30 protein-coding genes are annotated in these 26,866 nt (G+C 70.9%); 19 read left to right on the forward strand and 11 right to left on the reverse strand.

Annotated elements, in window-relative coordinates; genetic code table 11:
- Positions 1–90 precede the first annotated feature (90 nt).
- Positions 91–1,062, forward strand: a complete 972-nt coding sequence (locus tag AC156L_RS11235; protein ID WP_330880588.1) for a hypothetical protein — start codon at positions 91–93, stop codon at positions 1,060–1,062.
- Here AC156L_RS11235 and AC156L_RS11240 read toward each other — a convergent pair.
- Both AC156L_RS11240 and AC156L_RS11245 read right to left on the reverse strand, forming a co-directional pair.
- The gene (locus tag AC156L_RS11240; protein WP_330880701.1) at positions 1,043–1,840 is read right to left on the reverse strand and encodes a chromosome partitioning protein ParB; all 798 of its coding nucleotides are present in this window, start codon (positions 1,838–1,840) and stop codon (positions 1,043–1,045) included. The genes AC156L_RS11235 and AC156L_RS11240 overlap by 20 nt on opposite strands.
- Before the next feature lie 43 nt (positions 1,841–1,883).
- Positions 1,884–2,564 (reverse strand): metallophosphoesterase family protein, encoded by a 681-nt coding sequence (locus AC156L_RS11245; protein ID WP_330880590.1) that lies wholly within the window; start codon positions 2,562–2,564, stop codon positions 1,884–1,886.
- Between the two features lie 98 nt (positions 2,565–2,662).
- Here AC156L_RS11245 and AC156L_RS11250 point away from each other — a divergent pair, with 98 nt between their 5' ends.
- The 4 genes from AC156L_RS11250 to AC156L_RS11265 are packed head-to-tail and all read left to right on the forward strand — an operon-like array spanning position 2,663 to position 6,181.
- Positions 2,663–3,883 (forward strand): PPE domain-containing protein, encoded by a 1,221-nt coding sequence (locus AC156L_RS11250; protein ID WP_330880592.1) that lies wholly within the window; start codon positions 2,663–2,665, stop codon positions 3,881–3,883.
- 22 nt (positions 3,884–3,905) lie between these two features.
- Positions 3,906–4,250 carry a hypothetical protein gene (locus AC156L_RS11255; RefSeq protein ID WP_330880594.1) on the forward strand — a complete coding sequence of 115 codons (345 nt, stop codon included), beginning with the start codon at positions 3,906–3,908 and terminating at the stop codon, positions 4,248–4,250.
- A complete protein-coding gene (locus AC156L_RS11260) occupies positions 4,247–5,047 on the forward strand; it encodes an ESX secretion-associated protein EspG (RefSeq protein ID WP_330880596.1) in 801 nt (266 codons plus the stop codon). The genes AC156L_RS11255 and AC156L_RS11260 overlap by 4 nt, the downstream gene beginning before the upstream one ends.
- Positions 5,048–5,098: 51 nt before the next feature.
- Positions 5,099–6,181, forward strand: a complete 1,083-nt coding sequence (locus AC156L_RS11265; protein WP_330880599.1) for a DUF2332 domain-containing protein — start codon at positions 5,099–5,101, stop codon at positions 6,179–6,181.
- A 153-nt stretch (positions 6,182–6,334) separates the two neighbouring features.
- Here AC156L_RS11265 and corA read toward each other — a convergent pair whose 3' ends face one another.
- Entirely contained in the window at positions 6,335–7,420 is a 1,086-nt protein-coding gene (corA, locus tag AC156L_RS11270; RefSeq protein ID WP_330880601.1) for a magnesium/cobalt transporter CorA, read from the reverse strand.
- Positions 7,421–7,758: 338 nt separating this feature from the next.
- Between corA and AC156L_RS11275 the strand changes: the two genes are divergently transcribed.
- Together AC156L_RS11275 and AC156L_RS11280 are read left to right on the forward strand one after the other, a co-directional pair.
- A complete protein-coding gene (locus tag AC156L_RS11275) occupies positions 7,759–8,262 on the forward strand; it encodes a MaoC family dehydratase (protein WP_330880603.1) in 504 nt (167 codons plus the stop codon).
- A gap of 1 nt (position 8,263) precedes the next feature.
- Positions 8,264–9,373: a DUF2332 domain-containing protein gene (locus AC156L_RS11280; protein ID WP_330880605.1), complete on the forward strand. Its 1,110-nt coding sequence runs from the start codon at positions 8,264–8,266 to the stop codon at positions 9,371–9,373.
- A 49-nt stretch (positions 9,374–9,422) separates the two neighbouring features.
- Here AC156L_RS11280 and AC156L_RS11285 read toward each other — a convergent pair whose 3' ends face one another.
- On the reverse strand, positions 9,423–9,848 hold the full coding sequence (locus AC156L_RS11285; RefSeq protein ID WP_330880607.1) for an NUDIX hydrolase: 426 nt from the start codon (positions 9,846–9,848) through the stop codon (positions 9,423–9,425).
- 144 nt (positions 9,849–9,992) lie between these two features.
- Here AC156L_RS11285 and AC156L_RS11290 point away from each other — a divergent pair, with 144 nt between their 5' ends.
- The 3 genes from AC156L_RS11290 to AC156L_RS11300 are packed head-to-tail and all read left to right on the forward strand — an operon-like array spanning position 9,993 to position 11,643.
- On the forward strand, positions 9,993–10,151 hold the full coding sequence (locus tag AC156L_RS11290) for a hypothetical protein (protein ID WP_170155688.1): 159 nt from the start codon (positions 9,993–9,995) through the stop codon (positions 10,149–10,151).
- A gap of 38 nt (positions 10,152–10,189) precedes the next feature.
- Positions 10,190–10,750: a PH domain-containing protein gene (locus AC156L_RS11295; RefSeq protein ID WP_330880611.1), complete on the forward strand. Its 561-nt coding sequence runs from the start codon at positions 10,190–10,192 to the stop codon at positions 10,748–10,750.
- A 35-nt stretch (positions 10,751–10,785) separates the two neighbouring features.
- Complete coding sequence (locus AC156L_RS11300; protein WP_330880613.1) at positions 10,786–11,643, forward strand: PHP domain-containing protein; 858 nt, start codon at positions 10,786–10,788, stop codon at positions 11,641–11,643.
- 111 nt (positions 11,644–11,754) lie between these two features.
- Here the strand turns inward: AC156L_RS11300 and AC156L_RS11305 are convergent, their stop codons facing one another.
- On the reverse strand, positions 11,755–12,096 hold the full coding sequence (locus AC156L_RS11305; RefSeq protein ID WP_330880615.1) for an ArsC/Spx/MgsR family protein: 342 nt from the start codon (positions 12,094–12,096) through the stop codon (positions 11,755–11,757).
- A 64-nt stretch (positions 12,097–12,160) separates the two neighbouring features.
- Between AC156L_RS11305 and AC156L_RS11310 the strand changes: the two genes are divergently transcribed.
- Together AC156L_RS11310 and AC156L_RS11315 are read left to right on the forward strand one after the other, a co-directional pair.
- Positions 12,161–13,000 (forward strand): RecB family exonuclease, encoded by an 840-nt coding sequence (locus tag AC156L_RS11310; RefSeq protein WP_330880617.1) that lies wholly within the window; start codon positions 12,161–12,163, stop codon positions 12,998–13,000.
- A gap of 9 nt (positions 13,001–13,009) precedes the next feature.
- The gene (locus AC156L_RS11315) at positions 13,010–13,342 is read left to right on the forward strand and encodes a hypothetical protein (RefSeq protein WP_330880620.1); all 333 of its coding nucleotides are present in this window, start codon (positions 13,010–13,012) and stop codon (positions 13,340–13,342) included.
- 675 nt (positions 13,343–14,017) lie between these two features.
- Here the strand turns inward: AC156L_RS11315 and AC156L_RS11320 are convergent.
- From AC156L_RS11320 to AC156L_RS11330, 3 genes are all read right to left on the reverse strand, one after another.
- Positions 14,018–14,893 (reverse strand): alpha/beta fold hydrolase, encoded by an 876-nt coding sequence (locus tag AC156L_RS11320; protein WP_330880622.1) that lies wholly within the window; start codon positions 14,891–14,893, stop codon positions 14,018–14,020.
- Between the two features lie 50 nt (positions 14,894–14,943).
- Positions 14,944–16,212: an Rv3212 family protein gene (locus AC156L_RS11325; protein WP_330880624.1), complete on the reverse strand. Its 1,269-nt coding sequence runs from the start codon at positions 16,210–16,212 to the stop codon at positions 14,944–14,946.
- A gap of 123 nt (positions 16,213–16,335) precedes the next feature.
- Positions 16,336–18,060 (reverse strand): DEAD/DEAH box helicase, encoded by a 1,725-nt coding sequence (locus AC156L_RS11330; RefSeq protein ID WP_330880626.1) that lies wholly within the window; start codon positions 18,058–18,060, stop codon positions 16,336–16,338.
- A gap of 337 nt (positions 18,061–18,397) precedes the next feature.
- Here AC156L_RS11330 and AC156L_RS11335 point away from each other — a divergent pair, with 337 nt between their 5' ends.
- Together AC156L_RS11335 and AC156L_RS11340 are read left to right on the forward strand one after the other, a co-directional pair.
- On the forward strand, positions 18,398–19,075 hold the full coding sequence (locus tag AC156L_RS11335) for a ferritin-like fold-containing protein (RefSeq protein WP_330880628.1): 678 nt from the start codon (positions 18,398–18,400) through the stop codon (positions 19,073–19,075).
- A gap of 66 nt (positions 19,076–19,141) precedes the next feature.
- Positions 19,142–19,372, forward strand: a complete 231-nt coding sequence (locus AC156L_RS11340) for a DUF3107 domain-containing protein (protein WP_330880630.1) — start codon at positions 19,142–19,144, stop codon at positions 19,370–19,372.
- A gap of 260 nt (positions 19,373–19,632) precedes the next feature.
- On the opposite strand, the gene AC156L_RS11345 is transcribed toward AC156L_RS11340, so the two are convergent.
- Positions 19,633–19,923, reverse strand: coding sequence for a DUF4873 domain-containing protein (locus tag AC156L_RS11345; RefSeq protein ID WP_330880632.1), 291 nt, complete (start codon positions 19,921–19,923; stop codon positions 19,633–19,635).
- Entirely contained in the window at positions 19,920–20,642 is a 723-nt protein-coding gene (locus tag AC156L_RS11350) for a TetR/AcrR family transcriptional regulator (RefSeq protein WP_330880634.1), read from the reverse strand. Before AC156L_RS11350 ends, AC156L_RS11345 begins: the two co-directional genes overlap by 4 nt.
- 63 nt (positions 20,643–20,705) lie before the next feature.
- On the opposite strand from AC156L_RS11350, the gene AC156L_RS11355 reads away from it, so the two are divergent.
- Together AC156L_RS11355 and AC156L_RS11360 are read left to right on the forward strand one after the other, a co-directional pair.
- Positions 20,706–21,605, forward strand: a complete 900-nt coding sequence (locus tag AC156L_RS11355; RefSeq protein WP_330880636.1) for an AurF N-oxygenase family protein — start codon at positions 20,706–20,708, stop codon at positions 21,603–21,605.
- A gap of 26 nt (positions 21,606–21,631) precedes the next feature.
- Complete coding sequence (locus tag AC156L_RS11360) at positions 21,632–22,387, forward strand: alpha/beta fold hydrolase (protein ID WP_330880703.1); 756 nt, start codon at positions 21,632–21,634, stop codon at positions 22,385–22,387.
- A 246-nt stretch (positions 22,388–22,633) separates the two neighbouring features.
- On the opposite strand, the gene AC156L_RS11365 is transcribed toward AC156L_RS11360, so the two are convergent.
- Positions 22,634–23,284, reverse strand: a complete 651-nt coding sequence (locus tag AC156L_RS11365; RefSeq protein ID WP_330880638.1) for a TetR/AcrR family transcriptional regulator — start codon at positions 23,282–23,284, stop codon at positions 22,634–22,636.
- 146 nt (positions 23,285–23,430) lie between these two features.
- Here AC156L_RS11365 and AC156L_RS11370 point away from each other — a divergent pair, with 146 nt between their 5' ends.
- The 3 genes from AC156L_RS11370 (at position 23,431) to moeZ (ending at position 26,828) form a co-directional block, all read left to right on the forward strand.
- Positions 23,431–24,414 carry an alpha/beta fold hydrolase gene (locus tag AC156L_RS11370; RefSeq protein WP_330880640.1) on the forward strand — a complete coding sequence of 328 codons (984 nt, stop codon included), beginning with the start codon at positions 23,431–23,433 and terminating at the stop codon, positions 24,412–24,414.
- Positions 24,415–24,457: 43 nt separating this feature from the next.
- Positions 24,458–25,558: a DUF3152 domain-containing protein gene (locus AC156L_RS11375; protein WP_330880642.1), complete on the forward strand. Its 1,101-nt coding sequence runs from the start codon at positions 24,458–24,460 to the stop codon at positions 25,556–25,558.
- A gap of 97 nt (positions 25,559–25,655) precedes the next feature.
- Positions 25,656–26,828 carry an adenylyltransferase/sulfurtransferase MoeZ gene (gene moeZ, locus AC156L_RS11380; protein WP_330880644.1) on the forward strand — a complete coding sequence of 391 codons (1,173 nt, stop codon included), beginning with the start codon at positions 25,656–25,658 and terminating at the stop codon, positions 26,826–26,828.
- The last annotated feature ends 38 nt before the right edge of the window (positions 26,829–26,866 follow it).

Below are 26,866 nucleotides of genomic sequence, written 5' to 3' on the forward strand. Positions count from 1 at the left end.
CTCGCAGTGGGATGAATTCGACGGGATTCGCGGCCGGCCACACGTTCGGGTGATCGCTTTTCTGTCGGTGCCCGGTGCCACCATCACTGCATGGGCGAGCGCACTCCGAAGGTGAGCGACTGGCGGCTGGTCGTGCAGTCGCGGCTGGACCGCGTCCGGGCCGACCTGGCGGCGCTGGGCCCTCCCGACCCGCTCGACCCGGAGGGCACGGTGTGGAGGGAGACGGCCGAGCGCGAGGCGGCCGTCGTGGAGGACATGCTGACCCGCAAGGAGTCGCGGTGGAAGGGCGTCGCGTCCTGGTGGTCCGGCTGGCACATCGAGCGGGCCTGGCGGTCGCTGCACGAGGCGGAGATCGCGACCGTCGCGGCGGAGAAGGGGTTGCTGGGGCGCATGCCGGGCCTGAGGGCGAGGGTGTCCGCCAACCTGGCGGAGGACGACCCGAGGCGGAGAGCCCTGGAGGAGCTGCGGCCCGGTGAGTTCACGCCCGCGATCGAGCGGGCGATCGTGGTGGACGCGCTGCGCGCCGCGTTCGACAACTCCGACTTCGCCCACGCCGGGTCGCGAGCCTTGCGCAACAAGCTGATCGCGGCGTCCGCGGTGCTGTTCCTGATCAACACCGTGCTGGGCGTCGTGGGGCTGGTGAAGCCGGGGCTGCTGCCGATGTGCGTCAGCTCCGAGCGGCTCCCGATGGTCTGCCCCGGAGGCCGGGCGTCGTCGGCGGCGGACGTGTGGCTGATCCAGCTGCTGGGCGCGTTCGGTGCCGTCCTCGCCGCCGTCGTGCTGCTGCTGCGCCGCAGACCGAGCCTCTCCCCGTACGTGATGATCGGCTACCAGGCCGCCATCAAGATCCTGCTCGGCTCCGCGCTCGCGGTGGTCGGCATCCTGGCGCTCGGCGCCGGCGTGACGACGGGGCTGATCGGGATCGCGTCGCAGGCCGCCCTGCTGCTGTGGGCGGTCATCCTCGGGTACTCGCAGCAGCTCGCGACGCGCCTGCTGGACAGCTACGCGGACAAGGTGATGGACCAGGCCAGACCGCTGCCCGCTACCGAGGCACCTCGGTAGTCGCGCGCAGGGCGTCGATCACGTCGTTGTCCCACCGGTGGTTGCGGATCAGCCGGTAGCGCTCGCCCGCCACCCACATGTAGGCCTCCGTCTCCGGTCGGGCGCCCACCATGTCGGCCTGCCGCAGCAGCTCGACCACCGGGCGGTACTCCTCGGCGTACCAGCGCCGCGCGACGGTCGCGCGGTCCAGGAACGCGCCCTCGTCCTGCATGAGGCGGAAGCCCCAGGCCTCGACGTGCTCGCCGAGCTTGGCGTAGTCCCACGAGTCGGCCAGCACGACCGAGGCGCGGGCCTCGCCGGTGAGGGGCACGCGCTCCAGGAACAGCCGCCGGTAGTCCTTGACGATGAGGTCGCCGCGGTGGCGGATGCCGTGCGCGTCGATCCGCGTGACGACCTCCGTCACGTAGGCGTCGATGACGTCCAGCCCCAGGGCGTGCGCGACGGACACCCGGTGGTGTCCGTCCACGATGAAGTGGAGGTCGCCGACGCGGTACACGTCGATCGGCGGCACGGACTCGCCCCGCCGCGCCGCCAGCGCCAGGCGCTGCCAGCGCTCCCGCACCCGCGCGGACGTGGGGCGGAAGCGGCGGTCGAAGTCGCGGGTGCGGTCGACGCTGCCGACGATCGAGTCCAGCCGGATCGTCTGCATGCCGACGCGGCGCTCGCTGACCCGGCCGAGGGCCTCCACGACCTCGTCGAACGGCAGCATGATGTTCACGTCGTCCGGCTCGCGGCGCAGCCAGGTCGAGAGCCGCGACAGCACCTGCTGCCGCCGCATCCTGGTGAAGTCGTTCTCCGCGTCGGCGACGGGGAACCCGGTGTCACGGCGCACCGCGCGCCTCCGAGGTGGTCGAGGGGATGTCCAGCACCTTGTAGCCCACGACGTTCACCACGCGGGTGTCGCCGAGGTGGCGATCGGGTTTCCGCTCGCCGTGGGGGTGGATGTGCCCGTGCAGCAGGAGCGGCGGCCGGAGCCTGCGGACGGTGGAGTGCAGGCACGCGAACCCGCGGTGCGGGGCGTCCTGCTCGTCGCCGCAGTCGCGCGGCGGGGAGTGGGTGAGCAGCACGTCGACGCCGCGGCCGTCGCGCAGCTTCCGCCAGCCCGCCTGGCGGACCATCCGGCGCGACCGCCTCGCCTGCTGGCGCTCGGTCCACTGGTTCGGGCCCTCGTTGTACCGGATCGACCCGCCCAGCCCGGCGATCCGCAGGCCCGCGACGTCGACGACCCGCTGGTCGGCGTTCGTGCCGCCGTCCGGGCCTGGCCAGCGCGACGGGATCCCGGCCCTGGTCCACAGCCCCCGCACGTTGGCGTAGCCGGTCAGGTCGGTGTCGTGGTTGCCCGGCACGAACACGCACGGCTTGTCCAGTGCCGACGAGAGGTGCTCCAGGTAGTCGAACGGCAGGTCGCCCGCGGCGACGATCAGGTCGACGTCGTGCTTGCGGACCTGGTCGGTCCAGAGCTGTTCGACCACTTCATCGGCCACGGCGAGAACCTTCGGCATCCCCCGAGGGTAGTTCGGATTCGGCGGAACTGACCTGTCGTGCGCGGCGTCGGATCCGCTAGCTTGCAGGTTCGACATCTATGCCGGGGGAGACGGACGTGGTGCAAAGCGGTGGGCTGTTCCAGGGCCTGTTCACCTTCGTGGTGCAGGCGGCGCGGGAGTTCTCCGAGTCGCGGGCGCACGGTCGGGAGGACGACCGGTACGTGGTCGGCGGGACGCACTGGGACGGGTTCAGCCACAAGGCCCTGTTCAAGATGGTCTGGGAGAACGCCGACCCGGTCAACGTGGAACGGCTGGCCGACACGTGGACCCGGCAGGGCGAGAGCATCGCGAACCGCTCCGAGGAGCTCCAGCGCTCGCTCGACAAGCTCATGCGCTTCTGGTCGGGCAGCGCCGCCGACCAGGCCGCGGCGACGGTGAAGAGCAACGTCTCCTGGCTGAACGACCTCGGTGAGACCGCGGCGAGGATGGCGGGCCCGATCGACAGCGCGGCGGGCGCACTGCGCTCCGCCCAGCAGCAGATGCCCGCTCCCCCCGGTGGCTTCAGCTGGTCGGCGCTCGGCGGCGGCGCGGCGGCGGGCTTCGCGGTCGGCGGCCCGATCGGCGCGGGCATCGGCGCCATGATCGGCGGCATCGGCTCGGTGTTCGGCGGGGCCAGCAAGAAGCGGAAGCTGAAGCGGCGGGCCGTGCAGACGATGCAGCGGTTCGAGAACGCGGCGATGGACGTCGACGGCACCACCCCCGCGTTCACGGGGCCCGCGACGGGTCCCGGTGGCGGCGCGGGCGGGCTCCCGCCCGGTGGCGGCAGCGGCGGTGTCGGCACGCTCCCCGGTGACCACCAGCCCCTGCCCGGTGGTGGCGGCGGTCCGTCCGGTGGCGACACCGGCACGTCCGGCGGCAGGGGCACCACGATCCCGAGCTTCGCGGGCGGTGGCCACGACCCGCGCTGGGCGGCGTTGACCGGTGGTCCGAACGCGCTGGGCGCGGACGCCCTCGGTCGGGGCGCGGGCGCCGGTGGTCTCGCGGGTGCGGGCAAGTTCGGCTTCGGCGGTCCGTTCGGCGGCCCCGGTGGCCTGCTGGGCGCGCTGCCGCCCGGCCGTGGCGCGGGCGGCGTCGGAGCCGGGGCGCGGGACATGCTGCGCGGCGGCAACCGGTTCGGCGCGGGCGGACGGCTCGGCGGGGGCGTCGGCATGGCCGGTGGTCCGCTGGCGGGCCGAGGCCAGGGCGACGAGGACCGCGAGTACGACCGGCGCTTCCCGCTGGAGGAAGACCTGTTCAGCAGCGACCAGAAAGCCGCACCGCCGGTCATCGGCCTGTAGAACCCGTGGAGGAGCAAGGATCGTGTACACCCAGGAATCGAGTTCCGCGGGCGGCTGGCAGGTCGAGCCGGATCAGGTCAAGGAGTTCGCCCTCGCCGTCGCGGAGGTGCGCGCCCACTTCGAGGCGATGCGCCGCGACGCCGAGGAGCTGATGCACCCGGCCAACAGCCCGCACATGGGCACGAGCCCGGTCGGCAGCGCCCTGTCGGACAAGTTCACCGACCGGCTCGCCGGTGCGGACGGCCTGCTCGACCAGCTCGGCGTCGCGCTCACGCGGATGGACGAGTTCGTGGACAGCGCCGAGCAGACCGTCGCCCGCTACCGCGCCGACGACGCCAACGCCGCTCACTCGCTGCGCACGACGTGAGCGAGCTGCACCCCTACGAGGTCGACCTCCTCTGCACGTACGCCGAGGTCGAGCCGCCGTTCCCGCTGGAGGTCCCGTCCAGCGGCACGACCGAGCTGGAGCGGTCGGTCGTGTTCCAGGCCGCGCAGCAGACCCTCGAAGCCCGCGGCCTGGCGAACGAGGGCGGCCCGCTCGGGGCCGCCGAGGAGTTCGTGCGGCTGCTGCGCGACCGCGGTGGCGCGCTGGACGTCGTCGTCGTGGACGACAAGACGACGACCCGCGCCGTCGCCATGGTCGACGGGCACACGGCGCTGCTGGCCGTGCAGCGCTCCGACGAGGAGGACGAGGTCGTCCGGCTGCGGTCGATGCCGATCGACCGCGCGGTGGACGCGCTCGTCCGGCTCGTCCCGGACGTGGAGCAGGCGGGGTCGAGCCCGATCAGCGTGCCGCTGCGGGCGCTGCGGGCCGCCGAGTCCGAGATGGCGAGGCGGATCGAGGACGGCGAGGAGTTCCGCGAGTCCGAGCTGCCGGACCTGCTGGAGCACAACGGCGTCGACGAGCGCGTGCTGCGCCGGATGATCGCGCACCTGCAACCCGTGCTCGGCCAGGGCCAGCTCGGCGCCAGCAGGCCGAACGGGCTGCACGGCGAGGACCGCGAGGACGTCCGGTTCGGCGCCGAGCTGTCCTGGCTGGACACCCCGCGCGGGCGCTACCGGGTGTCGCAGGACGGCGAGTGGGTCAGCGCGAACCCGTTGTCCCGCGAGGACCTGCGCAACGCTGTGCGACGACTGCTGGCGCCGTTGCGCCGGGACGGGTGAAATAGCGTGTTCCGGCCGTCGGAGCGCGGTGAACGGGGTTAGCGTCTGGTGGTGCTCGCCCAGCTTTTCACCGACGCGGCCAAGAGCTGCGAGGGGTCAAGTCCCCTCACCGAGTCCCTGCTCCTGAGCGCCGCGGCCGACCACGGAGCTGGCGGCGTGACCACCCGCGTGATGGCGGGCCACGAGTGCGACCGCAGGGGCACGGTGCCCGGCCTGCGGTTCGCGGCGGCCCTGCACCGGCTCGTCCTGGAGGGTCGGGCTCCCGGCCTGGCCGAGCACTACCCGACCGTCGGCGGCAGCCCGCGCCTGGAGACGCTGTGGGAGGCCGCGCTCCCGGTGCTGCACGAGCACACCGACGAGCTGAGGGCCCGCATCGGCGCGACGGTCGTGCAGACCAACGAGCCCGGCCGCAGCGCGCCGCTGTTCGGCGGCCTCCAGGTCGCCGCGCACGCCGCGGCGCTCGCGGCGGGCCGGTCGACGCCGTTCGCCGTGCGCCTGCTGGAGATCGGCGCCAGCGCGGGCCTCAACCTGCACCCGGACCGCATCGCCTACCGGCTCGGCGCCGACGAGGTCGTCGGCGACCGGGACAGCCCGTTCGAGCTCGACGCGCGGTGGACGGGGCGGCCCGCCGTCGACCTGTCGCGGCCGCTGCGGATCGTCGAGCGGGAGGGCTGCGACCTCAACCCGATCGACGTGTCCACAGAGGACGGCAGGTTGGCGCTGTCGTCGTTCGTGTGGGCCGACCAGCTCGACCGCTGGGAGCGGTTGCAGACCGCGCTGGCGCTCGCCGCGGTCGCCCCGGCGCCCGTGCGGCGGACGACCGGTCCGCAGTGGCTCGCGGACCGGCTCGCCGACAGCGCGCCGGACGTGCTGACCGTGGTCTGGCACTCCGTGGTGTGGCAGTACGTCTCGTCGGCCGACAGGGCCGAGGGCCGCGCGATCCTGGCTGACGCCGTCGCGCGCGCGACCCCCGGAGCCCCGCTGGCGCTGCTGGTGTTCGAGCCCCGACGCACGCACACCGGCTACGAGTTCCACCTGCTGCTGAAGACCTGGCCCGCGGGGGTCTCGCTGCGACTGGGCAGCGGCAGCGGGCACGGCATCCCGTTCACGTGGGACCAGCAGGCGTGGGACTAGGAGCGTTCCGGACGGAGATCAGGGCTGCTGCGCGATGATCGTGGTGATCATCGTGAGCCAGGCCATGAGGAAGGCGAGCACCCAGAAGCGGGGGTTCGAGAGGATTCTGGTCATGGTGGGGACATCCCGTCGGGTCGGGTGGGGACTGGGGGGCTAGAGCCAGCGGTTCCGACGAAATATTCGGTAGAGGATCAGGCACGCCACGATGACCGCGGAGACCACCAGCGGGTAGCCGTACTTCCACTTGAGTTCGGGCATGTTCTCGAAGTTCATCCCGTAGACGCCGACCACCATCGTCGGCACCGAGATGATCGCGACCCACGCGGAGATCTTCCGCATGTCCGAGTTCTGCTGGAGGGTGATCTTCGCCAGCGTCGCGTCGACGAGCGTGGTGAGCAGCTCGTCGAAGTTGGTGACCCGCTCCGACACCTCGATGAGGTGGTCGTCCACGTCGCGGAAGTACGAGCGCACCTGCTCCGGGATCAGCGGCGTGTAGCCCTCAGCCAAGCGCCGCAACGGGATCGCGAGCGGCATGACCGCGCGCCGCAGCTCCAGCACCTCGCGCTTCATGAGGTAGATCTGGTCCGCGCTGACCCGGCTGCGCGGCGCGAACACCATCGCCTCCATCTGGTCGATGTCGTCCTCGATCCGGGACGTCACGTCGAGGTAGTTGTCCACGACGTGGTCCGAGATCGAGTACAGCACCGCGGCCGGGCCCACCCGCAGCTTCTCCGCGTCGCACTCCAGGTCGTGCCGGACGGCGCTGAGGCCCGAGTGGTTGCCGTGCCGCACCGTGACGACGAAGTCGCGCCCGAGGAACACCATGATCTCGCCGCTCTCGACGATCTCGTTCGCGGTGTCCGGCGACGCGTTCTGCACGTACTTCACGGTCTTGAGCACCATGAACAGCGTGTTGTCGTAGCGCTCCAGCTTCGGCCGCTGGTGCGCGTGCACCGCGTCCTCGACGGCCAGCTCGTGCAGCCCGAACGTCTCGGCGACGCCCTGGATCTGCTCCTCGTCCGGCTCGTGCAGACCGATCCACACGAAGCCGTCGCCGCGCTCGCGGACCTCCTCCACCGCCGCCGTGTGCGTCCAGCGGCCGGGCAGGCGCTTCCCGTCGACGTAGACCGCGCAGTCCACGACGTAGGCCGACAGCGGCACGGGGACGGGGACGGCCCGCGGGGCGGCGCGGCGGGGCGCGCGGCCTCTCAGGCCGCCCAGCGAAGGCAGGTTGCGCATTGGTCCTCCAGGCACACGTCGTGAACTCGCTGACGACGCGCCGGAGCCTCGCTGACTTGCTGGGAGAGGGGCTCCGACACCGGAGCGTCCCGACCGGTACCGCAGGGGCCGACCGCTAGAGGTGGACCCAACCGGAGGGGACGCGGGTGGTACTCGCAGGATGGGGGTCCTTGTTCATGGGTGCGTCCTCACCTCCTCGGGTCGACGGCCACGAGCGGTGGATTCGCTCACAGACCAGTTGCCGAGGGTACTCCCTTGGTGTTTCTACTGTCTCCCCGGTCGGATTCCCGGTCCGCCCGACCGGTGGGGTTCGGATCACACACCACTGGAGGCGTGCGGTGCAGTTCGGTCGTTACTACGAGGAGTTCGAGGTCGGCGCCGTCTACAAGCACTGGCCTGGCAAGACCGTGACGGAGTACGACGACCACCTGTTCTGCCTGCTCACGATGAACCACCACCCGCTGCACATGGACGCGCACTACGCGTCGGAGACGACCGACTTCGGCAAGAACGTCGTCGTCGGCAACTACGTGTACTCGCTGCTGCTGGGCATGTCCGTGCCGGACGTCTCGGGGAAGGCGATCGCGAACCTGGAGGTCGAGTCCCTCAAGCACATCAAGCCGACCTTCCACGGCGACACCATCTACGGTGAGACCGAGGTGCTCGACAAGACCCCGTCGAAGTCGAAGGACGACCGGGGCATCGTGCACGTGGAGACCCGCGGGTACAAGCAGGACGGCACGGTCGTCTGCGTGTTCCGGCGCAAGGTCATGGTGCCGAAGGAGTCCTACGGCGCGAGCCGCGGTGGCGAGCAGCCGGGTAGGCCTGAACCGAAGGAGTGACGTGACCTCTCTGGACCTGGTGCGGAGCAAGCTGCGGCGGTTCGCGGAGGTGGAGGCCGCGGGGGTCTCGCCGCTGTACGAGCACCTCGCGCTGAAGGCCGCCGACGATCCGGAGGTCGCCGGTCTGCTGGCCGCCGCGCCGGAGGGGTTCGGGCACCCGACGCTCCTCCTCGCGGCGGCCCACCGGCTGCTCCAGGCCGAACCGTTCCACGAGCTGTCGAACTACTACCCGTCGCTGGGCGGCACGTACGGCGCCGACGAGCGCACGTGGCCGCTGTTCCGCGACTTCGTCCTCCAGCGCGCGGAGAAGGTGCGCGCGCTCGTCACGACCCGGACCACGCAGACCAACGAGGTCCGCCGGGCCGCGCTGCTGTTCCCGGCCGTCGCCGCGGTGGCGAAGCAGGCGGGGTCGCCGCTGGGGCTGCTGGAGGTCGGCACGAGCGCGGGCCTGCTGCTCGGGCTCGACCAGTACGGCTACCGGTACCAGACCCTCCAGGCCGGGCAGCTCGTCAGCGGCCCGCCGAAGGCCCTGCTCGGGCTGCACTGCGCGCTGGAGGTCGCTCCCGGCGTCGAGCTGCCGAAGCTGCCCAAGACGGTCAAGGTGGCCGCGAAGGTCGGTCTGGACCTCGCCCCCGTCGACCTGACCGACGAGGACGCCTACGCGTGGCTGGAGGCCTGCATCTGGGCCGACCAGCCCGAGCGGCTGCGGTACTTCGGCGTGGCCGCCACCGTGCAGCGCAAGGCGCCACCGGTGTTCGTCGAGGGCGACGCCGTCGACGACCTGGCGAGGGCCGCCGCGCTCGTGCCCGCCGAGCTGCCGCTCGTGGTGATCACCAGCACCCTGATGCCGTACCTGCCCGAGGGGAGGCGCGCGGAGTTCGTGGCCGCGCTCGGCGACCTCGGCCGCCCGGTGTGGTGGATCAGCCACGAGGCCTACGGCGCGGGCCTCGCGCACGTGCTGCCGGGCCGCGACGACCTGCGGCCGGGGGACCGCGAACCGGCGTTCGGCGTGCTCGGCACGGCGCACTGGGACGGCACCGGCGCGCCGCCCGTCGCGCGGGCGCTGGCGAAGACGGGGCTGCACGGCCAGCGGCTCGTCTGGCTGGCGTGATGCGTTCCCACATCGTGGGAGTGAACCGAACCCGATCGGGCGAAGCCGCTCAGCTCCGCGGCAGCTGTCCCCACTCGTCAAGAGCGGTGTAGAGGCCCTCGGTGAGTAGATCGGCCTCCCGAAGTGTGGTCAAGATCGCAGTGGAGCACCAGCGTGCATCCGATGCGTCGTCCCCCGCTAGGAGCACACCCGATTCGACCTGGCAGAGGTAGTCGTGGATCTCGTAGGCGCCGCCTGCGGCCGGACGGGTGACGGTGCCGACCCACCGGTCGACGGTGACGGAGAGTCCCGTCTCCTCGGCCAGTTCGCGCCTCACGGCCTCGTCATCGGCCTCTCCGGGCTCCACTCGGCCGCCGGGGATCGACCACAGTCCCTCACCTGGTGGATTGAGCCGTCGCACAAGTAGTAGTCGCCCGTCGGTGTCGAACACGATCCCACCAACGCACCGGATGCTCGGTCCAACGCTCCGCGTCACGGTTACCGAACGTAGTCGTACCGGATCGGTGGTGCACCGCACTGACCCATGTGCGGTACAAATCCTCCAACGTGCCGCGGAGTGCGGTACAACGGTTTTCATCTGGCGCCAACAGGGTGCGGGTAGCGGACGGGGTTGATCATTGTGAATCTGAAGAAGATTCTCACCTTCGCAGGGGTCGGCTTGCTGCTGTTCTTCCTCATCGCCGAGCCACAGCAAGCGGCTCAGCTGGTGCAGAACATCCTGGCCACGCTCCGGGGAGCAGCTGAGGCGCTGATCACTTTCGTGAAACAATTGTTCTGAGTCGCCCGGCTCCCTCCGACGGCGAGAGGCGGTAGGCCGTGTTCGCTCCGAGAGACCCCGACGAGTACCTGCTCGGTACCGAGCGTCGGGTCATCAGGGTGCGCAGGCACTGGAGCAGCTTGCTGTGGGACATCCTCGAAGCGGCGGCTCTGCTCGCCGGCGCGATGATGATCTCCTACCTGCTGCCCGACAACGCGGGGATCGTCCAGAACGTGCTCTGGTACGCCGCGCTGTTCGTGCTGCTCCGGCTGGCCTACTTCGTCATGGAGTGGTGGGTCGAGCGGATCGTGGTGACCGACAAGCGGTTCATGATCTCCTCCGGGGTCTTCGAGACCAAGGTGGCGATGATGCCGATCACCAAGGTCACCGACCTCACCTACGAGCGGACGGTGCTGGGCCGGATGTTCGGCTACGGCACCCTGGTCGTGGAGTCGGCGGGGCAGATCCAGGCGTTGAACCGGATCGAGTTCCTGCCGAACCCCGAGCAGGTGTACGACGCCATCTCGGAACTGACCTTCGGCGACAAGAAGGCCCAGGCCGACCGCTTCTCGATGATCAAGGCTCAACGGGTCGCGCGAGGCAAGAAGATGGTGCCGTAGGAGCGGTGGTCGAGGCCGTCGGCCACACTGCACGGGTGCGCATCGACCTGCACGCCCATTCAAGTCAGTCCGACGGCACCGACACGCCCGCGGAACTGGTGGCCGCCGCGGCGGCCACCGGGCTCCACGCGGTCGCGATCACCGACCACGACACGTCAGCGGGGTGGCAGGAAGCCGCCGCCGCGCTGCCGCCCGGTCTGCGGCTCGTCCGCGGTGCCGAGCTGTCGTGCGCCTCGATGGACGGCCTGGGGCGGCTGATCACAGTCCACCTGCTGGCCTACCTCTACGACCCCACCTCGGTGGCGATCATCGAGGAGCAGCTCAGGCTGAGGTCCGAGCGCAGACACCGGGTCCGCGTGATGGCGGCCCGCATGGTCGAGGACGGCTTCCCCATCGACCCCGACGAACTCATGGCCGCGCTGCCGGAGGACGCTCCGGCGGGCAGGCCCCACCTGGCGATGGCGCTGATGCGCGCGGGCGTGGTCGAGAGCGTCAACGAGGCGTTCGCCAAGTACCTCACCGGCGGCCGGTACTACGTGCCGAAGACCGACACACCCGTCGAGCGGGCGATCGAGATGATCACCGACGCGGGCGGCGTGACGGTCCTGGCCCACCCGTTCGCCGTGTCGCGCGGTCCGATCGTGACCGACCAGGTCGTGGCGGACCTGGCGGGCAAGGGGCTGACGGGGGTCGAGGTGGACCACCCGGACCACGACACCGCGACCCGCGACCGGCTCCGCTCGCTCGCGGGCGACCTGGGCCTGCTGGTGACCGGGTCCAGCGACTACCACGGGACCAACAAGACCGTCCGGCTGGGCGCGGAGACCACCGCGCCGGAGATGCTGGACGCCCTGGCCGACCGCGCGACGGGCAGCAAGGTCCTCGTCGGCTAGGCGCGGGTGGAGCCGGGCCGGGGTTCGGGTCGAGCGCCCGGCCACGGTGCGTGAGCGGTACCAGGGTCTTCCGGGTGATCACCCGGTCGGCCGTGCCTCCGGGCCCGACCGTCACCGCAGCGACGCGAGCGCCTCGTCCGTCCGGGCGACGAACGCCGTGGTGTCCGTGATGACGATCGGGCGCTCGATGAGGACCGGGTTCGCCGCCAGCACCTCCAGCCAGGCGTCGCGGTCACGGGCGAGCGTCGCCAGCCCGAGCTCCTTGGCGCGGGCCTCGCCGAGCCGGGTGATGTCCCACGGCTCGGCGCCCATCTTGTCCAGCACGGCCGCGATTTCGACGGCCGTCGGGGCGTCGTCGAGGTAGCGGCGCTCGACGTGGTCGATGGTCGCGGCGTCCAGCGCCTGCTTGGCGGCGCGGGACTTCGAGCAGCGCGGGTTGTGCCAGATCTCCATGTCGACATCCTGCCGGTGGGTGCTCGTGGCGGCACTGTCGGTGTCCTTGCGTAGCCTTGGCCGGGTGCAGGAGCAGCTCGGGTTCGATTTCGGAAGCTTGCCGCGCAAGCTCGTTCGGGTGACGCCGTCGAAGCTGGCCAACTGGGCGGACTGCCCACGCCGGTACCGCATGGCGTACCTGGACAGGCCCACGCCACCGCGCGGCGGAGCGTGGGCGCACAACACGTTGGGCGCGGTGGTGCACAACGCGTTGAAGGCCCTGTTCGACCTGCCCGCCGCCAAGCGCACCCCGGACCAGGCCGTGGCGCTGGTGCACCGGCAGTGGAAGGACGACGGCTTCCGCGACGCCCAGCAGGCGGCGGTCTACCGCGAGCGCGCGGACGGCTGGGTGCGCGACTACGTGAGCGAGCTGGACACGACCATCGAGCCCGTCGGGATCGAGCGCTGGGTCTCCACCTCGACGTCGAAGATCGTCGCCGAGGGCCGGGTGGACCGCATCGACCTGCGCGACGGCGAACTCGTCATCGTCGACTACAAGACCGGTAGGCACGCGTTGACGGTCGACGACGCCCGTGGTTCGTTGGCCTTGGCGCTCTACGCGCTCGCCGCGCGGCGGACGCTCCGCAAGCCCTGCCACCGCGTCGAACTGCACCACCTGCCGACCGGGACCGTCTCGGCGTGGGACCACACCGACGAGAGCCTGGGCAGGCACGTGTCGCGGGCGGAGGAAGCCGCTGACGAGCTGAGCCTGGCAGCCGATACCTTGGCCGCCGGCGGAGACCCGGAAATCCTGTTCCCGCCGCGCACCGGCAGGCAGTGCACCTGGTGCGACTTCCGGCGCAGCTGCCCGGAAGGCCAGCAGGCCGCACCCTCGCTGGACCCGTGGGCCATGCTCGCACCCTGAGGAGGCTTCATGAGCGAACCGATCACGGTTGAACTCCACACACCCGAAGCGAGACCGCGCCGCGAACGACTCGTCGCGCGCGCCTGGCGCGGCATCAGCGGGGCGTTCGCGGTGGGTCTGGTGCTGCTGGCCGTGGCGACGGTGGCGGTGCAGTGGTACGCGGGAGGCCGAAACCTGCCGGGCCTCGGGTGGGGAGTGGTGATCGGCCACTGGGTGGTGGCGGCACTGGCCGTCGTCTGCCAGATCTTCGCGGACAGACGCCGAGGCTGGACAGCGGCCCTGTTCTCACTCGGAGTGCTGCTGGTGGGCTTCACGGGCTTGTGGATCTACTGGTGGGCCTGAGGCCTCACCGACCGCAGTCGCTGCCGGCGCATGACCAGAGGGGCCAACGGGACCGGCACACCCGAGGCGAGGGCGAAGCCCGACCCGCAGCCCGACACCGCACAGGCGTGGACCACCAGGGCGGGACTCCCACCGAGCCCACGACGAGGCACGGCAACGGAGCCGAGGCACCTTCACGGCGGGACTCTCAACCCGCCCAAACCCGAAGCACGGCAACGCAACTGGGCCACCTCCAGTCACGGCGACGAAGCCGAGCGACCTTCAGCCCGGCAATGGAGCCGAGGCACCTCCAAACACGGCAACGCAACTGGGCCACCTTTTCAAGCTCGGCGACGGAGCCGAGGCACCTCCAAACACGACAACGCAACCGGGCCACCTTTTCAAGGCATCCCCTGCCAACCAGCCCCACCACCCAACCCGGAGCCTCAAACCTCCCACCCTCCACCGCCCCGGTCGACAAGCGACCTCACGGTTTCCGGAGTTTGTCAAGGCATCTTTCCCGCCTTGACAAACTCCGGAAACCGTACGAGACAATCGCGCGAGCGGGGTGGTGGAAGGGAACGACCCAGACCCCCTCGATCGAACTTGCCAACAGAAGCGGCGGCCTGCCCGATCAACTCCACCTACCGTCGCGAACCACCTACCGTCGCGAACCACGTCACGACGCGAAGCACGTCACGACGTGAGCCACGCACGCCAGGTGGGCAGCAGGGTGGTCAGCAGGGCTTCCGGCGTTTCCGTGTTCGGTGAGTGGATCGCCCCCGGTAGTACCGCGAAGTCCGCGTCCAGGCGTTCTGCCATGTCTCGTTGGCCCGCCGGTGACCAGGCATCGTCCGCCTCCCCGCACACGACCAGGCAGGGGACCTGCGCCGTGCGCAGGGTGCGGGCCAGTTTCGCCACCAGGTCCGGCTCCGTGCGGATCGCCGCCCCCATGCCCAGCAGACTCTGCGGAGCCGATTTCAGGAAGCGGTCTCGCAGGAGCGCACGGAGCCGCTCCGGCGGGTTCTGCCATTTCGGGCTTCGCGAGGAACTCTGCTCCGCGATCTTCTGCGCCGCTTCCACGCCCAATTCCCGCATGATGATCTCGCTGTGGTCCAGGGCGGTTCGGCGTTCACCCGAGGGGAGTTCACCGGCACCGGAGGACATCAGGGTCAGACCGGCGATCGGGGCGCCCGCGAACACCGCGCCGCGTGCCACCAGTCCGCCGAAGGAATGACCGAGCAGGAGGACCCGACGGCCCTCGGCCGCCAGTTTCGCCGCCAGTTCCGCCAGTGCTTCTCCCAGCACCGACGGCCGGTAGTCGGCTTCCGCCGTCGGGCCCGCTGATTCGTACTGGCCCGGCAGGTCGATCGCCACGACGTCCAGACCGGAGTCCGACAGCGGGTCGACCAGCGGGGCGAAGTCCTCCTTGGAACCGGTGAAGCCCGGTACGAGCAGGGCCGTGGCACCCAGGTCGGTGCCTACCGGGGTGGCGCGCAAGGCCGCCACCGGACCGTAGCGGCCCGGCAGGTCGACCCTGCTGGCGCGGTGGGGGCTGATCTGCGAGTACACGGCTTCAGTCTGCCGCAACGGGGCTGGTTCGGTCTGGTGAACCGCGACCGTCAGCGCAGGGCCACCAGGGTGCCGCCGCGTTGCTCCAGGACCACCGGGCCGATCGTGCTGGACTGGATGCTGCCCTCGTAGCCCTTGCGGTTCACCGGGACCGTGCCGATCTCGGTGCCGGTCAGCTGGTCGAGCACCTTGAGGCCGTCCTCGACGGGGATCAGGACCTGGCCCGCCAGGGTGCTGCCCGCGCCGATCGTGTCCTGCGCGGTCCACTTCGGACCGAGGTCTTCCAGCGACAGGGCGATCGTGCGGGACCCGGTGAACCAGTAGACGTTCGCCGTGCTGACGGTGATCGGCACGACGCCGCCGGGCGCGTCGCCCGCGAGGTCGGATTCGGGCAGGTCCAGCGGGTACTCGTTGACCAGGCCGCCGGTGTCGGCGTCGAACACGGACAGCTTGGCGGGGGTGCCGGGCGTGGCGACGGCGACGCGGTTGGTCGTCACGGCGACGACGCGGGCGCCCTTGGTGCCGAGCACGACGCTGCTGATGACCTCGGGGGAGTCCGACTTCTCCGGGTTGGGCTTCAGCACGGTGAGGCGGTCCGACGGGTCGTTCGCGTAGCAGCGCTCGATCATCGCGATCTTGCCGGTCGTGACGGCGAAGGAGCTGTACTCGCAGCCGGTGCGGGGCTGCTTGTTCGGGTTCACGATGGCCCGCAGCTTGCCGTACTCCAGGGAGCGGACCAGGTCGTCCTTGCGGTAGACCTCGACGTACTCCTTGCCGGTGGTCAGGACGTGCGAGCCCTCGGTGAGCAGGCGCGAACCCAGCTCGGCGTCACCGTTGCGCTGGGGGCCGCGAGCGCCGCTCACGGGGTCCAGCGAGGTGATCTCGGAGCAGCCGGTGCCCTTGCTGTAGGACACCAGCGCCTTGTCCCAGGCCGCGGTGATCGTGCACAGCGGCAGGTCGCGGCGGTAGCGCCAGCGGACGTCGCCGCTCAGCGGGTCGCGGCCGACGACCTCGCCACCGTCGCCGGTCACGACGACGCTGCCGATCCACGTCGGCGCCTGGGTGCCGCCGCTGGGCGCCCGCCAGATCTCGGCGAGCGACGGCGGCAGCTTGTCGGCCACCGGCAGTTCGGGCGCGGGCGCGGAGGTCGTCTCGGACGTCGTCGCCCGCGCGTCGCTGAACAGGTACACGAGCGACCCCGTCACCAGGACGACCACCGCCAGCAGCGCGGCGGCGATGAAGTCCCCGCGCGTGCGGAACGACCGCTCGGGCAGGTCCGGAGGGGGCTCCGGGGTGTCCGCCGAGGGCGCGACCAGCACGTCCTCGGGCGGAGGTGTAGCCCCGTTCGACTCGGGAGCCAGGAGTGCGGAATCCTCGACCTGCTCCGACTGTCCCACTGCCTGGCTCCCGATCGTTCGTTCGTGCACCGCTCGCGTCAGGTGTCAGTCTGCCGAGGACACGGCGTCGTTCGCAGCCGCCTCCGGGTTTCCGCCCGACTCGCCGCCCGCGCGCCGCCGCCTGCGGCGCCTCGCGGGACGCTCGCCGTTCTCGCCCGGCGCGCTCTCCGCCACTGCCTCGGGGGCCTGAGCTGCGGTTTCGCCCGTGACCGGTGCGCCGCCGCGGCTGCGCCGCCTGCGGGGACGGCGCTGGCCGTCCTCCTCACCCGGTTCGGCGGTCTTCGTCGCGGGGGTGCTCGACGTGCTCGCCTGCTGCTCGGTGCCCGCGGACGAACCGCCGGAGCGCGTCGTGCGGCTGCGGCTCCGCTTGCGCGCGCCGCCCTTCTTGTCGCCCTTGAGGTCTTCCTCGGGCTCCGAGTCCAGACCGGTGCGGGTCCGCTGGCCCAGCGGCAGCCTGCCCGTCGAACTCGGCGGGATGTCCAGGTCCGTGAACAGGTGGTCCGACGTCGAGTACGTCTCCACCGGCTCCGGCTTGCCGAGGTTCAGCGCGTCGCTGATCGACTTCCAGCGCGGCTCCTCGTCCCAGTCGACGAACGTGACCGCGACGCCCGTGCGGCCCGCGCGACCCGTGCGGCCGATGCGGTGCACGTAGGTCTTCTCGTCCTCGGGGCACTGGTAGTTGACGACGTGCGTCACGCCCGCCACGTCGATGCCGCGCGCGGCGACGTCCGTCGCGACCAGCACGTCCACCTTGCCCGCGCGGAACGCGCGCAGCGCCTGCTCACGGGCGCCCTGACCGAGGTCGCCGTGCACCGCCGCCGCGGCGAAACCGCGCTCGGCGAGGTCGTCGGAGATCTTCTGCGCGGTCCGCTTGGTGCGCGTGAAGATCATCGAGAGGCCGCGGTCCTTCGCCTGGAGCAGGCGGGCCAGCAGCTCCACCTTGTCCAGCGCGTGCGCGCGGTAGACGAACTGCTCCGTGCGCTCGTGGATCGCGCTGGCGTCGTTCTCCTCGGCCCTGATGTGCGTGGGCTGGGTGAGGAACGTGCGCGCGAGCGTGATGATCGGGCCCGGCATGGTCGCCGAGAACAGCATCGTCTGGCGCTCGTCCGGGACCATGCGCAGCACGCGCTCGATGTCGGGCAGGAAGCCCAGGTCGAGCATCTCGTCCGCCTCGTCCAGGACGAGGTTGCGGACCTTCCCGAGCACCAGGTGGCGCTGCTCGGCCAGGTCGAGCAGGCGGCCGGGCGTGCCGACGACCACGTCGACGCCCTTGCGCAGCGCCGCGATCTGGGGCTCGTAGGGACGGCCGCCGTAGATCGCCAGGACGGTGATGTCGAGGTACTTCGCGGCTTCGGTCAGGTCGCGGGTGACCTGGAGGCACAGCTCGCGGGTCGGGACCACCACGAGCGCCTGGGGCGTGCCGTCGCCGGGGGAGACGATGCGCTGGAGCAGCGGGATGCCGAAGCCCAGCGTCTTGCCGGTGCCCGTGCGGGCCTGGCCGATGACGTCGTCACCCGCCAGCGCGAGCGGGAGGGTCAGCTCCTGGATCGCGAACGTGCGTTCGATGCCCGCCTCGCCGAGCGCGCGCACGATCTCCTCGCGCACCCCCAGCTCGGCGAACGTCGGGGCGGTGTTCTCGACGGGCGCGTTGGCCATCAGCGGCTGCGAGGTGTCCTCGTCGGGGACACCGGCCTCGCTGTGCTCCAGTGCCACCGGGTCGAGATTGGTCAGGTCTTCATCGCTAGCGGTCAGGGTGATCGCCTCTCTCATACCAGCGCGCACGGGCCCTGGACGGGCCTCTCGACCGCACCACCGCCAGCGGGCCGGATCGGGAGTGGCCGGGCGTGGAGCGGGAGGGCCAGCGAGGTTTGTGCGCGCACCCTCACGTGGCGGCACCATGCCGCCGTGATCTGCAACCGCGGCTCCTCCACTGCCGCGAGCCCGTCGGCAGGCATGCCGACCTGGGCCGCGCAGCGTCGACCGCCGGGCGTCAAAGAGCGAGTCTACCCGCCGGGCACGTCGTTCGGGGTTTCCACGCGACTTCGACCACCGACCGAGACCTGCCGGTCACCGCCGCGCAACACCGCGCCCGACTAGGCTCGGACCCATGAGCGAGGCGGAGACGGCCGGGGTCGTCGAGGGCGGAAGCGTTGAGGAAGGTGTCGTCGACCTGCTCGGCGCGCTCGCGTACGGCGAGCTGTCGGCGTTCGACCGGCTGGCGGAAGATGCCCGCACAGCACCGACTCTGGCGGGCAGGGCCGACCTCTCGGCGATGGCGGCGGCCGAGATCGGCCACTACGCGCAGCTGGAGCGCTACCTCGCCGAGCGCGGTGTGGTGATCGAGGACGTGATGCGCCCGTTCGTCGCCGGCTTCGACAACTTCCACGCGTCCACGGCCCCCCGGTCGTGGCACGAGTCACTGGTCAAGGCCTACGTCGGCGACGGTCTGGCCGCCGATTTCTACCGCGAGATCGCCGAGTGGCTCGACGAGGGCACCAAGGCGCTGGTGCTCGCCGTGCTCGACGACACGGGCCACTCCGCGTTCGCCGAGCGCGAAGTCCGCGCCGCCTGCGCGGCCGACCCGAAGCTGAAGGACCGGCTCACGCTCTGGGGCCGCAGGCTGCTCGGAGAGGCGTTGACGCAGGCCCAGTACGTGGTGGCCGAACGCGACGGGCTCGCCGAGCTGATCATCCGAGGATCGGGCGACCTCGCGGGCATCGCCGGCCTGTTCCGGCGGCTCCAGCAGAGCCACACGCGGCGCATGGGGAACCTCGGGCTCGGCTAGGGTTGATGTCGGTCATGGTCGCCGGTTAGCCGGTTGAGCGTCGAATCTTTGTGCACGGAGGTCAGCGTGGAGGTCAGGGTCGGCATCGCGGACAGCCCGCGGGAGCTCGTCGTGTCCAGCGGTCTCACCCCTGACGAGGTTGAGTCGCTGGTCGCCGTCGCGTTCAAGGAGCAGAGCGGCCAGCTCGTGCTGGTGGACCAGAAGGGTGCCCGGTTCGTGGTGCCCACGACGCGCATCTCCTACGTCGAGATCGGGCCCAGCGACACGCGTCGGGTCGGGTTCGCTTCGGGGGACTAGGCTTTTCCTGCACAAGGGATCACCTGATCGGGTGGTCCCTTGTGGCATTTGTGGGGTGTGTTGCCAGTTGTCCGCCCGTGCCGTTGTGGTGTGGCCGGTTCGGCTCGGGGTCCCTCGATCGGGCTTGCGGGCAGGGGCGGTGGCCTGCCCGATCAACAAGGGTGAGGGGCGAATCCCCTGGTAAAACCGGTCACGCTTGCGTTGGGCACGGTCAGGTTGGTTGGGGTCCTCACCTTTGGAGGACCTCTGTCAGTCGTCTGTCAGTCGACCTTGAACGGTGGGGTGCTGGTGCCGCTCACCCGGTAGCGGTGCCACGGGTCCGGGTCGGTCAGGGCACCCTGCGCCTCGCCCGTCGGGGTGCGCAGCAGGGCCGTTCTGGTGCCCGATTCGGCGAGGGTGGTCACCTGGGCGTTCGCGGCTATCCGGCCGTACCAGTGGTAGCGGCCGTCGATCGGCTGGAAGAAGCCCCTCAGGTCCACGTCCACCTCGATCGTCTGGCCGTCCGCCAGCAGTTCCGCCCTGCCGGTGTAGCCCTCTTCGTCGGCGCTCACGCTTCCTCCGAGTTGATCAGGCGCAAGGTCGGTCCGGTGGTGAAGACGCTGCCCGGCAGGGGCGTGTCCGGGTCGACGGTGATGTTCGCCGAGCGGAGCAGGCCGTCGATGGCGTGCCAGATGATGGTGGCCAGGTACTCGCTGAGGCTCTGCCTGCTCATCGACTGGCGGTCCAGCCACCAGTCGCCCGCGTTCTGGACCATGCCGACCAGCGCGTGCGCCCACGGTTCCGCGCCGCCGGAGTCCATGTCGAACGCGCGCAGGTAGTCGCCGAGGATGCGGGCCAGGTTCGCGGCGATCAGGGCCTTGTCCTCGTGGACGACGTCCTGCTCCACCGGGCGGTCGGTGAACGAGCCGCGCACGACGAAGCGGTAGAGGTTGGGGTTCTCCTCGATGACGCACAGGTAGGCGTCGACGATGCCGCGGATCCGGTCGCGGATCGGGCCGTCCTTCTCGATGGCCGGGCCGAGGCGGTCCATGAGCATGTCGGTGCCGCGACGGCCGACGGCGAGGTAGAGGTCGGACTTGTCGGCGAAGTGCCGGTAGAGGACGGGCTTGCTGACGCCCGCCTCGGTCGCGATCTCGTCCATGCCCACGTCGGGACCGTGCTTGGCGACCGCCCTGATCGTCGCCTCGACGAACTCCGCACGCCTGGCCTCGCGGTGCCCCTTCCACCGTTCGCGGCGTGCGTCCGAACCACCCTTGACAGTGCGAGCCATGTGACGCACGCTACCAGAAGTAACCGTTACCTCAAGTAACACTTACTCCATGCGGAGGACCTGATGACGAGGCCCTTGAAGGTCGCCGATCGCGAGAAGACCGCGGAACGGCTGCTCAACTCCTCGGCAGACAAGTTCTACGACCCCGACGTGGACATCGACTGGGCCGCGCCGCTGGTCGACGGCCTGCGGTACACGCCGGAGCACCGCTGCTCGCTCTACGGCACGCCGCTGTGGGACCGGATGAGCGAGGACCAGCGCGTCGAGCTGAGCAAGCACGAGATCGCGAGCATCGCGAGCGTCGGGCTGTGGTTCGAGGTGCTCCTGATGCAGATGCTGCTCAAGGAGGTCTACCGGTCGGACCCGACGACGATGCACGTCCAGTACGCGCTGACCGAGATCGCCGACGAGTGCCGCCACTCGACGATGTTCGCGCGCATGGTGGACCGGATCGGGTGCCCGCCCTACGGGCCTCCCGCCCACGTGCACCGCCTGGGGCGGCTGCTGCCGGTCATCGGGTACGGGCCCGCCCTGTACGGGTCGATCCTGGTCGCCGAGGAGGTGCTCGACCGGTTGCAGCGCGAGACGATGGCCGACGAGACGGTGCAGCCGCTGGTGCGGATGGTGAACCGGATCCACGTGCTGGAGGAGGCGCGGCACGTGCGGTTCGCGCGGGAGGAGGTGGTGCGGGGGATGGCGTCGGTGTCGAAGGCGGAGCTGCCGTACCAGCGGTGGCTGCTGGCCACCGTGGCCATGTTCATCACCCGCAGCATCATCAACCCGAAGGCCTACGCCGCCGTCGGGCTGGACGTGGACGAGGCGCACCGGGCCGCGCTGGGGAACCCGGCCTGGCAGGAGACGATCAGGTGGTCGGGGGAGCGGATCATGAAGTTCCTGGACGAGGTAGGGCTCGTGGGGAAGCCGGGGATGCGCGCGTGGCGACGCTCGTTCCTGCTGCCGTGAGGGTCTCGGACGGAACCACGTTGAACGTGGTGGTGAGCGGCCCGCCGTCCGACGTGACGGTGGTGCTGCTGCACGGGTGGACGCTGGACCTGACGTCGTGGGACCGGGTCGCGGACGCTCTGCCGGGGCGGGTGCTGCGGTACGACCACCGCGGGCACGGCGCGTCCGGCGGTGGGACGGTGCGGACGCTCGACCAGCTCGCCGACGACCTGGCCGAGGTGCTGGAGGCGTGCGCGCCGGACGGTGAACTCGTCCTGGTCGGGCACTCGATGGGCGGCATGACGATGATGGCGCTCGCCGAGCGGCACCCCGCGGTGTACGACCGGGTGCGCGGCGCGGTGTTCGTGGCGACGTCCAGCGGTGGGCTGCCGCCGGTGCGGGCCGCGGAGAGGGTGCTGGGGCGGTGGCTGGGCCGCCGGGCGGTGCTGGGGTTCGCGCGCGTGATGCCGGTGGGGCTGCGGTGGATGCTGTTCGGGCGGCGGGCCTCGTGGAAGGACGTGGTGGCCGCGTCGAGGATGATCGCGCGGTGTGCCGGGGGCGCTTTCGTGGACTTCCGGAACGAGGTGGCCGCGCACGACCGGGGCAAGGCGTTGGCGGAGCTGGCCAGGGTGCCCGCTGTTGTGCTGGCGGGTGGGGCGGATTTGCTGACCCCGGTTCGGCATGCCCGTGTTGTCGCCGGGGAGTTGCCGCAGGCTGAGTTGGTCGTTCTCCCAGGAGCTGGGCACATGTTGCCCATGGAGAGGGCGGGGGAGGTGGGGGAGCGGATTCGGCGGTTTTTGTGAGGGGGCTTGGGGCTCCGGGTTGCTGCTGGGCCCGTCGGATCCGGCTGCTGGTTCTGTCGGATCGGGTAGCCGCTGGTTCCAGGGGATCGGGTGGCTGCCGGTTCCAGGGGATCGGGTGGCTGCTGGTCCTCGGGGACCGGGTGGCCACTGCTCCAGGGCGCTCGTCCTGGGTTTGTGGTGGGTCCGGCTTTCGTGGCGAGAGGGTCGCAGGCTGTTGCCTGCGACCCTCTCGTTGTTCGTTCTTCTTCAGTGCTGGAGGGGGAAGCCGCCGCCGATGCCTCGCCAGGCGAGGTTCGAGATGAGGTTCACCGCTTCTTCCTTCGGGACCTTGCGGTTGTCCGCCAGCCAGGCCCTCGCGGTTACCTGGCTCAGGCCCACCAGGCCCGTCGCCAGCAGTCTCGCCCGCGCTTCGTCCAGGCCCGCGTCCGCCGTGATGGTCTCGGTGATGGCGTCCACGCTGTCCGTGGTGGCTCGCTCCACCGCTTTGGCCACCGCCGGTTCGCCGCGGAGGTCCGATTCGAAGACCATGCGGAACGCCTGGCCCTCGCCGTCCACGAAGTCGTAGAACGCGGCCACCGCCGCGTGCACGCGGAGCTTGTTGTCCGTGCTGGACCCGATGGCGCCGCGGACCCTGGCCACGAGTTCGTCCACGTGGGAGTCGAGGAGCGCCATGTACAGCTCCAGCTTCCCCGGAAAGTGTTGGTACAGAACGGGTTTGCTGACGCCCGCGCGTTCGGCGATCTCGTCCATCGCGGCGGCGTGGTAGCCGTTCGTCACGAACACGTCCTGCGCCGCGGTGAGCAGTTGGGCGCGGCGCGCGGTGCGCGGGAGCCGCACTCCGCGTCCGGCCGGGGTGCTGCTCTGGTGCCCAACCGCAGTCTGGGCCGTCTCCGTCATCGTGCCTCCAGCCAGGTCATCGCAGAGCCTGCGAGGAGTGTGCCCCCCGCTGCCCGACGGCAACCTTACTCGCTGGTAGCCCTCTTTCGTGAACGGTCCTTCCCCCGATCTCGTCCGGCGAGCGGCTGACCAGGCATCCTGGAGTGATGACCGACATGTTGGAGACGGCACGGCCCGCCCTCACCCGTGTGCCGCTGTCCACCTCGCCGCTGCCGCCGCTCGACACGAGCGTCCGGCCGTACCCCGGTGAGTACGTGACGGCTCGCGAGCACCGGCTGTTCGTGCGCCGCACGCCCGGCGACCCGGCGGCCACCGCCGTCTACGTGCACGGGCTCGGCGGGTCCTCGACGAACTGGACGGACCTGTCGACGCAGCTCGCCGGGTACGCCGACGGGTACTCGCCCGACCTGCCCGGCTTCGGCCGGTCGGAGCCGGAGGCCGGGTACGACTACAGCATGGTCAGCCACGCCCGGACGATGATCGACTACATCGAGTCGCTCGACCGGGGCGCGGTGCACCTGGCCGGGAACTCCATGGGCGGCACCGTGTCCCTCATCGTGGCCGCCGTGCGGCCCGACCTGGTGCGGACGCTGACGCTCGTGTCGCCCGCCATGCCGGACCTGCGGCCCAGCCTGCGCCGGGTGTCCGACCCGCGGCTGCCGCTCACGGTGCTGCCGTTCATCGGGCGGTCCATGCAGCGCAGCCTGGACGCGCTCGGCGCGCGCGTGCGGACCGAGCAGGTGATGCGGCTCGTCTTCGCCGAGCCGGACGTGGTGCCGGAGCACCGGATCGTGGAGAGCATGGAGGAGGCCGCCGAGATGGGCGGGCAGCCGTGGGTGAACGCGGCGCTGAACGGGAGCACGCTGTCGCTGGTACGGCTGTGGGTGTCGGCCGGGCAGCGGTCGATGTGGCGGCTCGCCCGGCTGGTGCGGGCGCCGTCGCTGGTGGTGTGGGGTGCCGAAGACCGGTTGATCAGCGTCCGGCGGGCGCCGCGGACGGCCCGGTCGCTGCCGCGCGGCAGGCTGCTCGTGCTGCCGAACACCGGTCACGTGGCCCAGATGGAGCGGCCCAGGTCCGTCGCGCGTGCGGTGCTCGGCATGTGGGAGTCGGTGCGGGAGGGGACGTGGTGACGGTGTGCAGGCCACTGAACGGGCGATGTGGGACCCTGACGCGGTGAACCGGACGACACAGGGAGGCCGTGGCCCATCGGGCGAGCGACACCCGTCCGCGGACGGCCGGTCCTCGGCCCCGCCGACGTCGGAGGAGCGCTACCGCCGTGGCGCGCGCCGGACCAGCGCGGAGCCGCTGGCCGCCTCGTGGGAGCCGGACCCGGCGGAGGCCGAGGAGTACCGGCCGCGCAGGCGCCGCACGGGCGTCGCGGGCCTGGTGTCGAACTACGGCTGGCGCGTCTACGCGATCCCCGTGCTGCTCGTGCTGACGCTGCTGGTCGTGCTGGACAGCGCGGTGCCCGCCTCGTTCCAGATCGGCGCCGCGGGCCTGGGTGGCGGCGCTGACGAGGACGGTGGCGGTGGTGGCACCGAGCCCCGTTCCGACCTGACGTCGACGAACCAGGGGCCGCCCGCGGCGTCCGAGACGCCGCCGCCGAAGCTGGACCTGAACATCCCGACCGCCGTGCTGCCCGACGGCCCCGCGTACTCCGAGAACGGCGCGGGCACCTGGCAGGTCATCCCCGGCACGACCGACGTGGTCGGCCAGGGCAAGGTCTACACCTACGCCATCGCCATCGAGGACGGCGTCGAGCCCGCCGACTACGGCGGCGACAAGGACGCGTTCGCGCGGACCATCGCGTCGTTCCTCTCCGACAACCGGAGCTGGGTCGGCACCGGCGAGGTCGGGATGCAGCGCGTCGACGGCACCACGAAGGCCGACTTCACGATCAGCCTGACGAGCACGAACACGACCCACCAGATCTGCGGCTTCCAGATCCAGTACGAGTCGTCGTGCTGGGACCCGAACATCAAGCGGGTCATCATCAACAACGCCCGCTGGCTGCGCGGCGCGAAGGCGTTCAGCAACGACATCTCGTCCTACCGCCAGTACGCCATCAACCACGAGGTCGGCCACGCGCTCGGCCACGGCCACGAGGCGTGCCAGGAGGCCGGGGCGCCCGCGCCGGTGATGATGCAGCAGACGTTCGGCGTGTCCAACGACTACGTGGCCCAGCTCAACGAGGTCGACGAGAGCAACAAGGGCCGCGTCCCGGCGGACGGCAAGACCTGCACGACGAACGCGTTCCCGGTCGCGCCCAAGTAGCGACGTCCACCGGTTGGGACGACTTCCCATCCGGGAAGACGAACGGGCAGTCTGGTGTTGTCCGATTTACGAGGACATGTTTCGTCGAGGAGGACAGATGGCGCTTCCGCCGCTCGTGGAGCCCGCAGCGGAGCTGACCAAGGAAGAAGTCGCCCGGTACAGCCGGCACCTGATCATCCCGGACGTCGGGGTGGACGGGCAGAAGCGCCTGAAGAACGCGAAGGTGCTGGTCGTCGGCGCGGGTGGCCTTGGCAGTCCCGCTCTGCTCTACCTGGCCGCGGCCGGTGTGGGCACGTTGGGCGTTGTCGACTTCGACATCGTCGACGAGTCGAACCTGCAGCGCCAGGTCATCCACGGTCAGTCCGACGTGGGCAAGCCCAAGGCCGAGTCCGCTCGCGACTCCGTGGCCGAGATCAACCCGTTCGTGAAGGTCAACCTGCACCAGGTGCACCTGAACTCGGAGAACGCGCTCGACATCTTCCGCGACTACGACCTGATCCTGGACGGCACGGACAACTTCGCCACCAGGTACCTGGTCAACGACGCCGCGGTGCTGCTGGGCAAGCCCTACGTGTGGGGCTCGATCTTCCGCTTCGAGGGCCAGGTCAGCGTCTTCTGGGACGACGCCCCCGGCGGCCAGGGCCTGAACTACCGCGACCTCTACCCCGAGCCGCCACCGCCGGGCATGGTCCCGTCGTGCGCCGAGGGCGGCGTGCTGGGCGTGCTGTGCGCGTCCATCGGGTCGATCATGGTGACCGAGGCGATCAAGCTGCTCACCGGCATCGGCGACCCGCTGCTCGGGCGGCTCATGGTCTACGACGCGCTCGACATGACCTACCGGACCATCAAGATCCGGAAGGACCCGGAGAGCCCGAAGATCACCGAGCTGATCGACTACGACGCGTTCTGCGGTGTCGTCTCGACGGACGCGCAGGAGGCGGCGGCGGGCAGCACCATCACGCCGCTGGAGCTCAAGCACAAGCAGGACGCGGGCGAGAACTTCCTGCTCGTGGACGTGCGCGAGCCGCACGAGTTCGAGATCGTCCGCATCCCCGGCTCGGTCCTGATCCCGAAGGACCGGATCCTGTCCGGCGAGGCGTTCGCCGAGCTGCCGCAGGACAAGCAGATCGTGCTGCACTGCAAGTCGGGTGCGCGGTCCGCGGAGGCCCTGGCCGCACTGCACAAGGCGGGCTTCTCCGACGCCGTGCACGTGGGCGGCGGCGTGCTCTCGTGGGCCCGCGAGGTCGACCCGAGCCTGCCGACCTACTAGGTCGCGGACCGACCGCCGAAGAGGCCGCTCCCCGTGAG

It is taken from the genome of Umezawaea sp., from assembly GCF_057122925.1.

Bases quoted from the DNA above. Each gene is read 5' to 3' on its own strand.
- AC156L_RS11355 (WP_330880636.1), top strand. From the start codon at position 20,706: ATGACGAGGCCCTTGAAGGTCGCCGATCGCGAGAAGACCGCGGAACGG.
- AC156L_RS11305 (WP_330880615.1), bottom strand. From the start codon at position 12,096: ATGGAGATCTGGCACAACCCGCGCTGCTCGAAGTCCCGCGCCGCCAAG.
- AC156L_RS11245 (WP_330880590.1), bottom strand. From the start codon at position 2,564: ATGCCGAAGGTTCTCGCCGTGGCCGATGAAGTGGTCGAACAGCTCTGG.
- AC156L_RS11350 (WP_330880634.1), bottom strand. From the start codon at position 20,642: ATGGCTCGCACTGTCAAGGGTGGTTCGGACGCACGCCGCGAACGGTGG.
- moeZ (WP_330880644.1), top strand. From the start codon at position 25,656: ATGGCGCTTCCGCCGCTCGTGGAGCCCGCAGCGGAGCTGACCAAGGAA.
- AC156L_RS11370 (WP_330880640.1), top strand. From the start codon at position 23,431: ATGACCGACATGTTGGAGACGGCACGGCCCGCCCTCACCCGTGTGCCG.
- AC156L_RS11365 (WP_330880638.1), bottom strand. From the start codon at position 23,284: ATGACGGAGACGGCCCAGACTGCGGTTGGGCACCAGAGCAGCACCCCG.
- corA (WP_330880601.1), bottom strand. From the start codon at position 7,420: ATGCGCAACCTGCCTTCGCTGGGCGGCCTGAGAGGCCGCGCGCCCCGC.
- AC156L_RS11235 (WP_330880588.1), top strand. From the start codon at position 91: ATGGGCGAGCGCACTCCGAAGGTGAGCGACTGGCGGCTGGTCGTGCAG.
- AC156L_RS11315 (WP_330880620.1), top strand. From the start codon at position 13,010: ATGAGCGAACCGATCACGGTTGAACTCCACACACCCGAAGCGAGACCG.
- AC156L_RS11240 (WP_330880701.1), bottom strand. From the start codon at position 1,840: ATGCGGCGGCAGCAGGTGCTGTCGCGGCTCTCGACCTGGCTGCGCCGC.
- AC156L_RS11335 (WP_330880628.1), top strand. From the start codon at position 18,398: ATGAGCGAGGCGGAGACGGCCGGGGTCGTCGAGGGCGGAAGCGTTGAG.
- AC156L_RS11330 (WP_330880626.1), bottom strand. From the start codon at position 18,060: ATGAGAGAGGCGATCACCCTGACCGCTAGCGATGAAGACCTGACCAAT.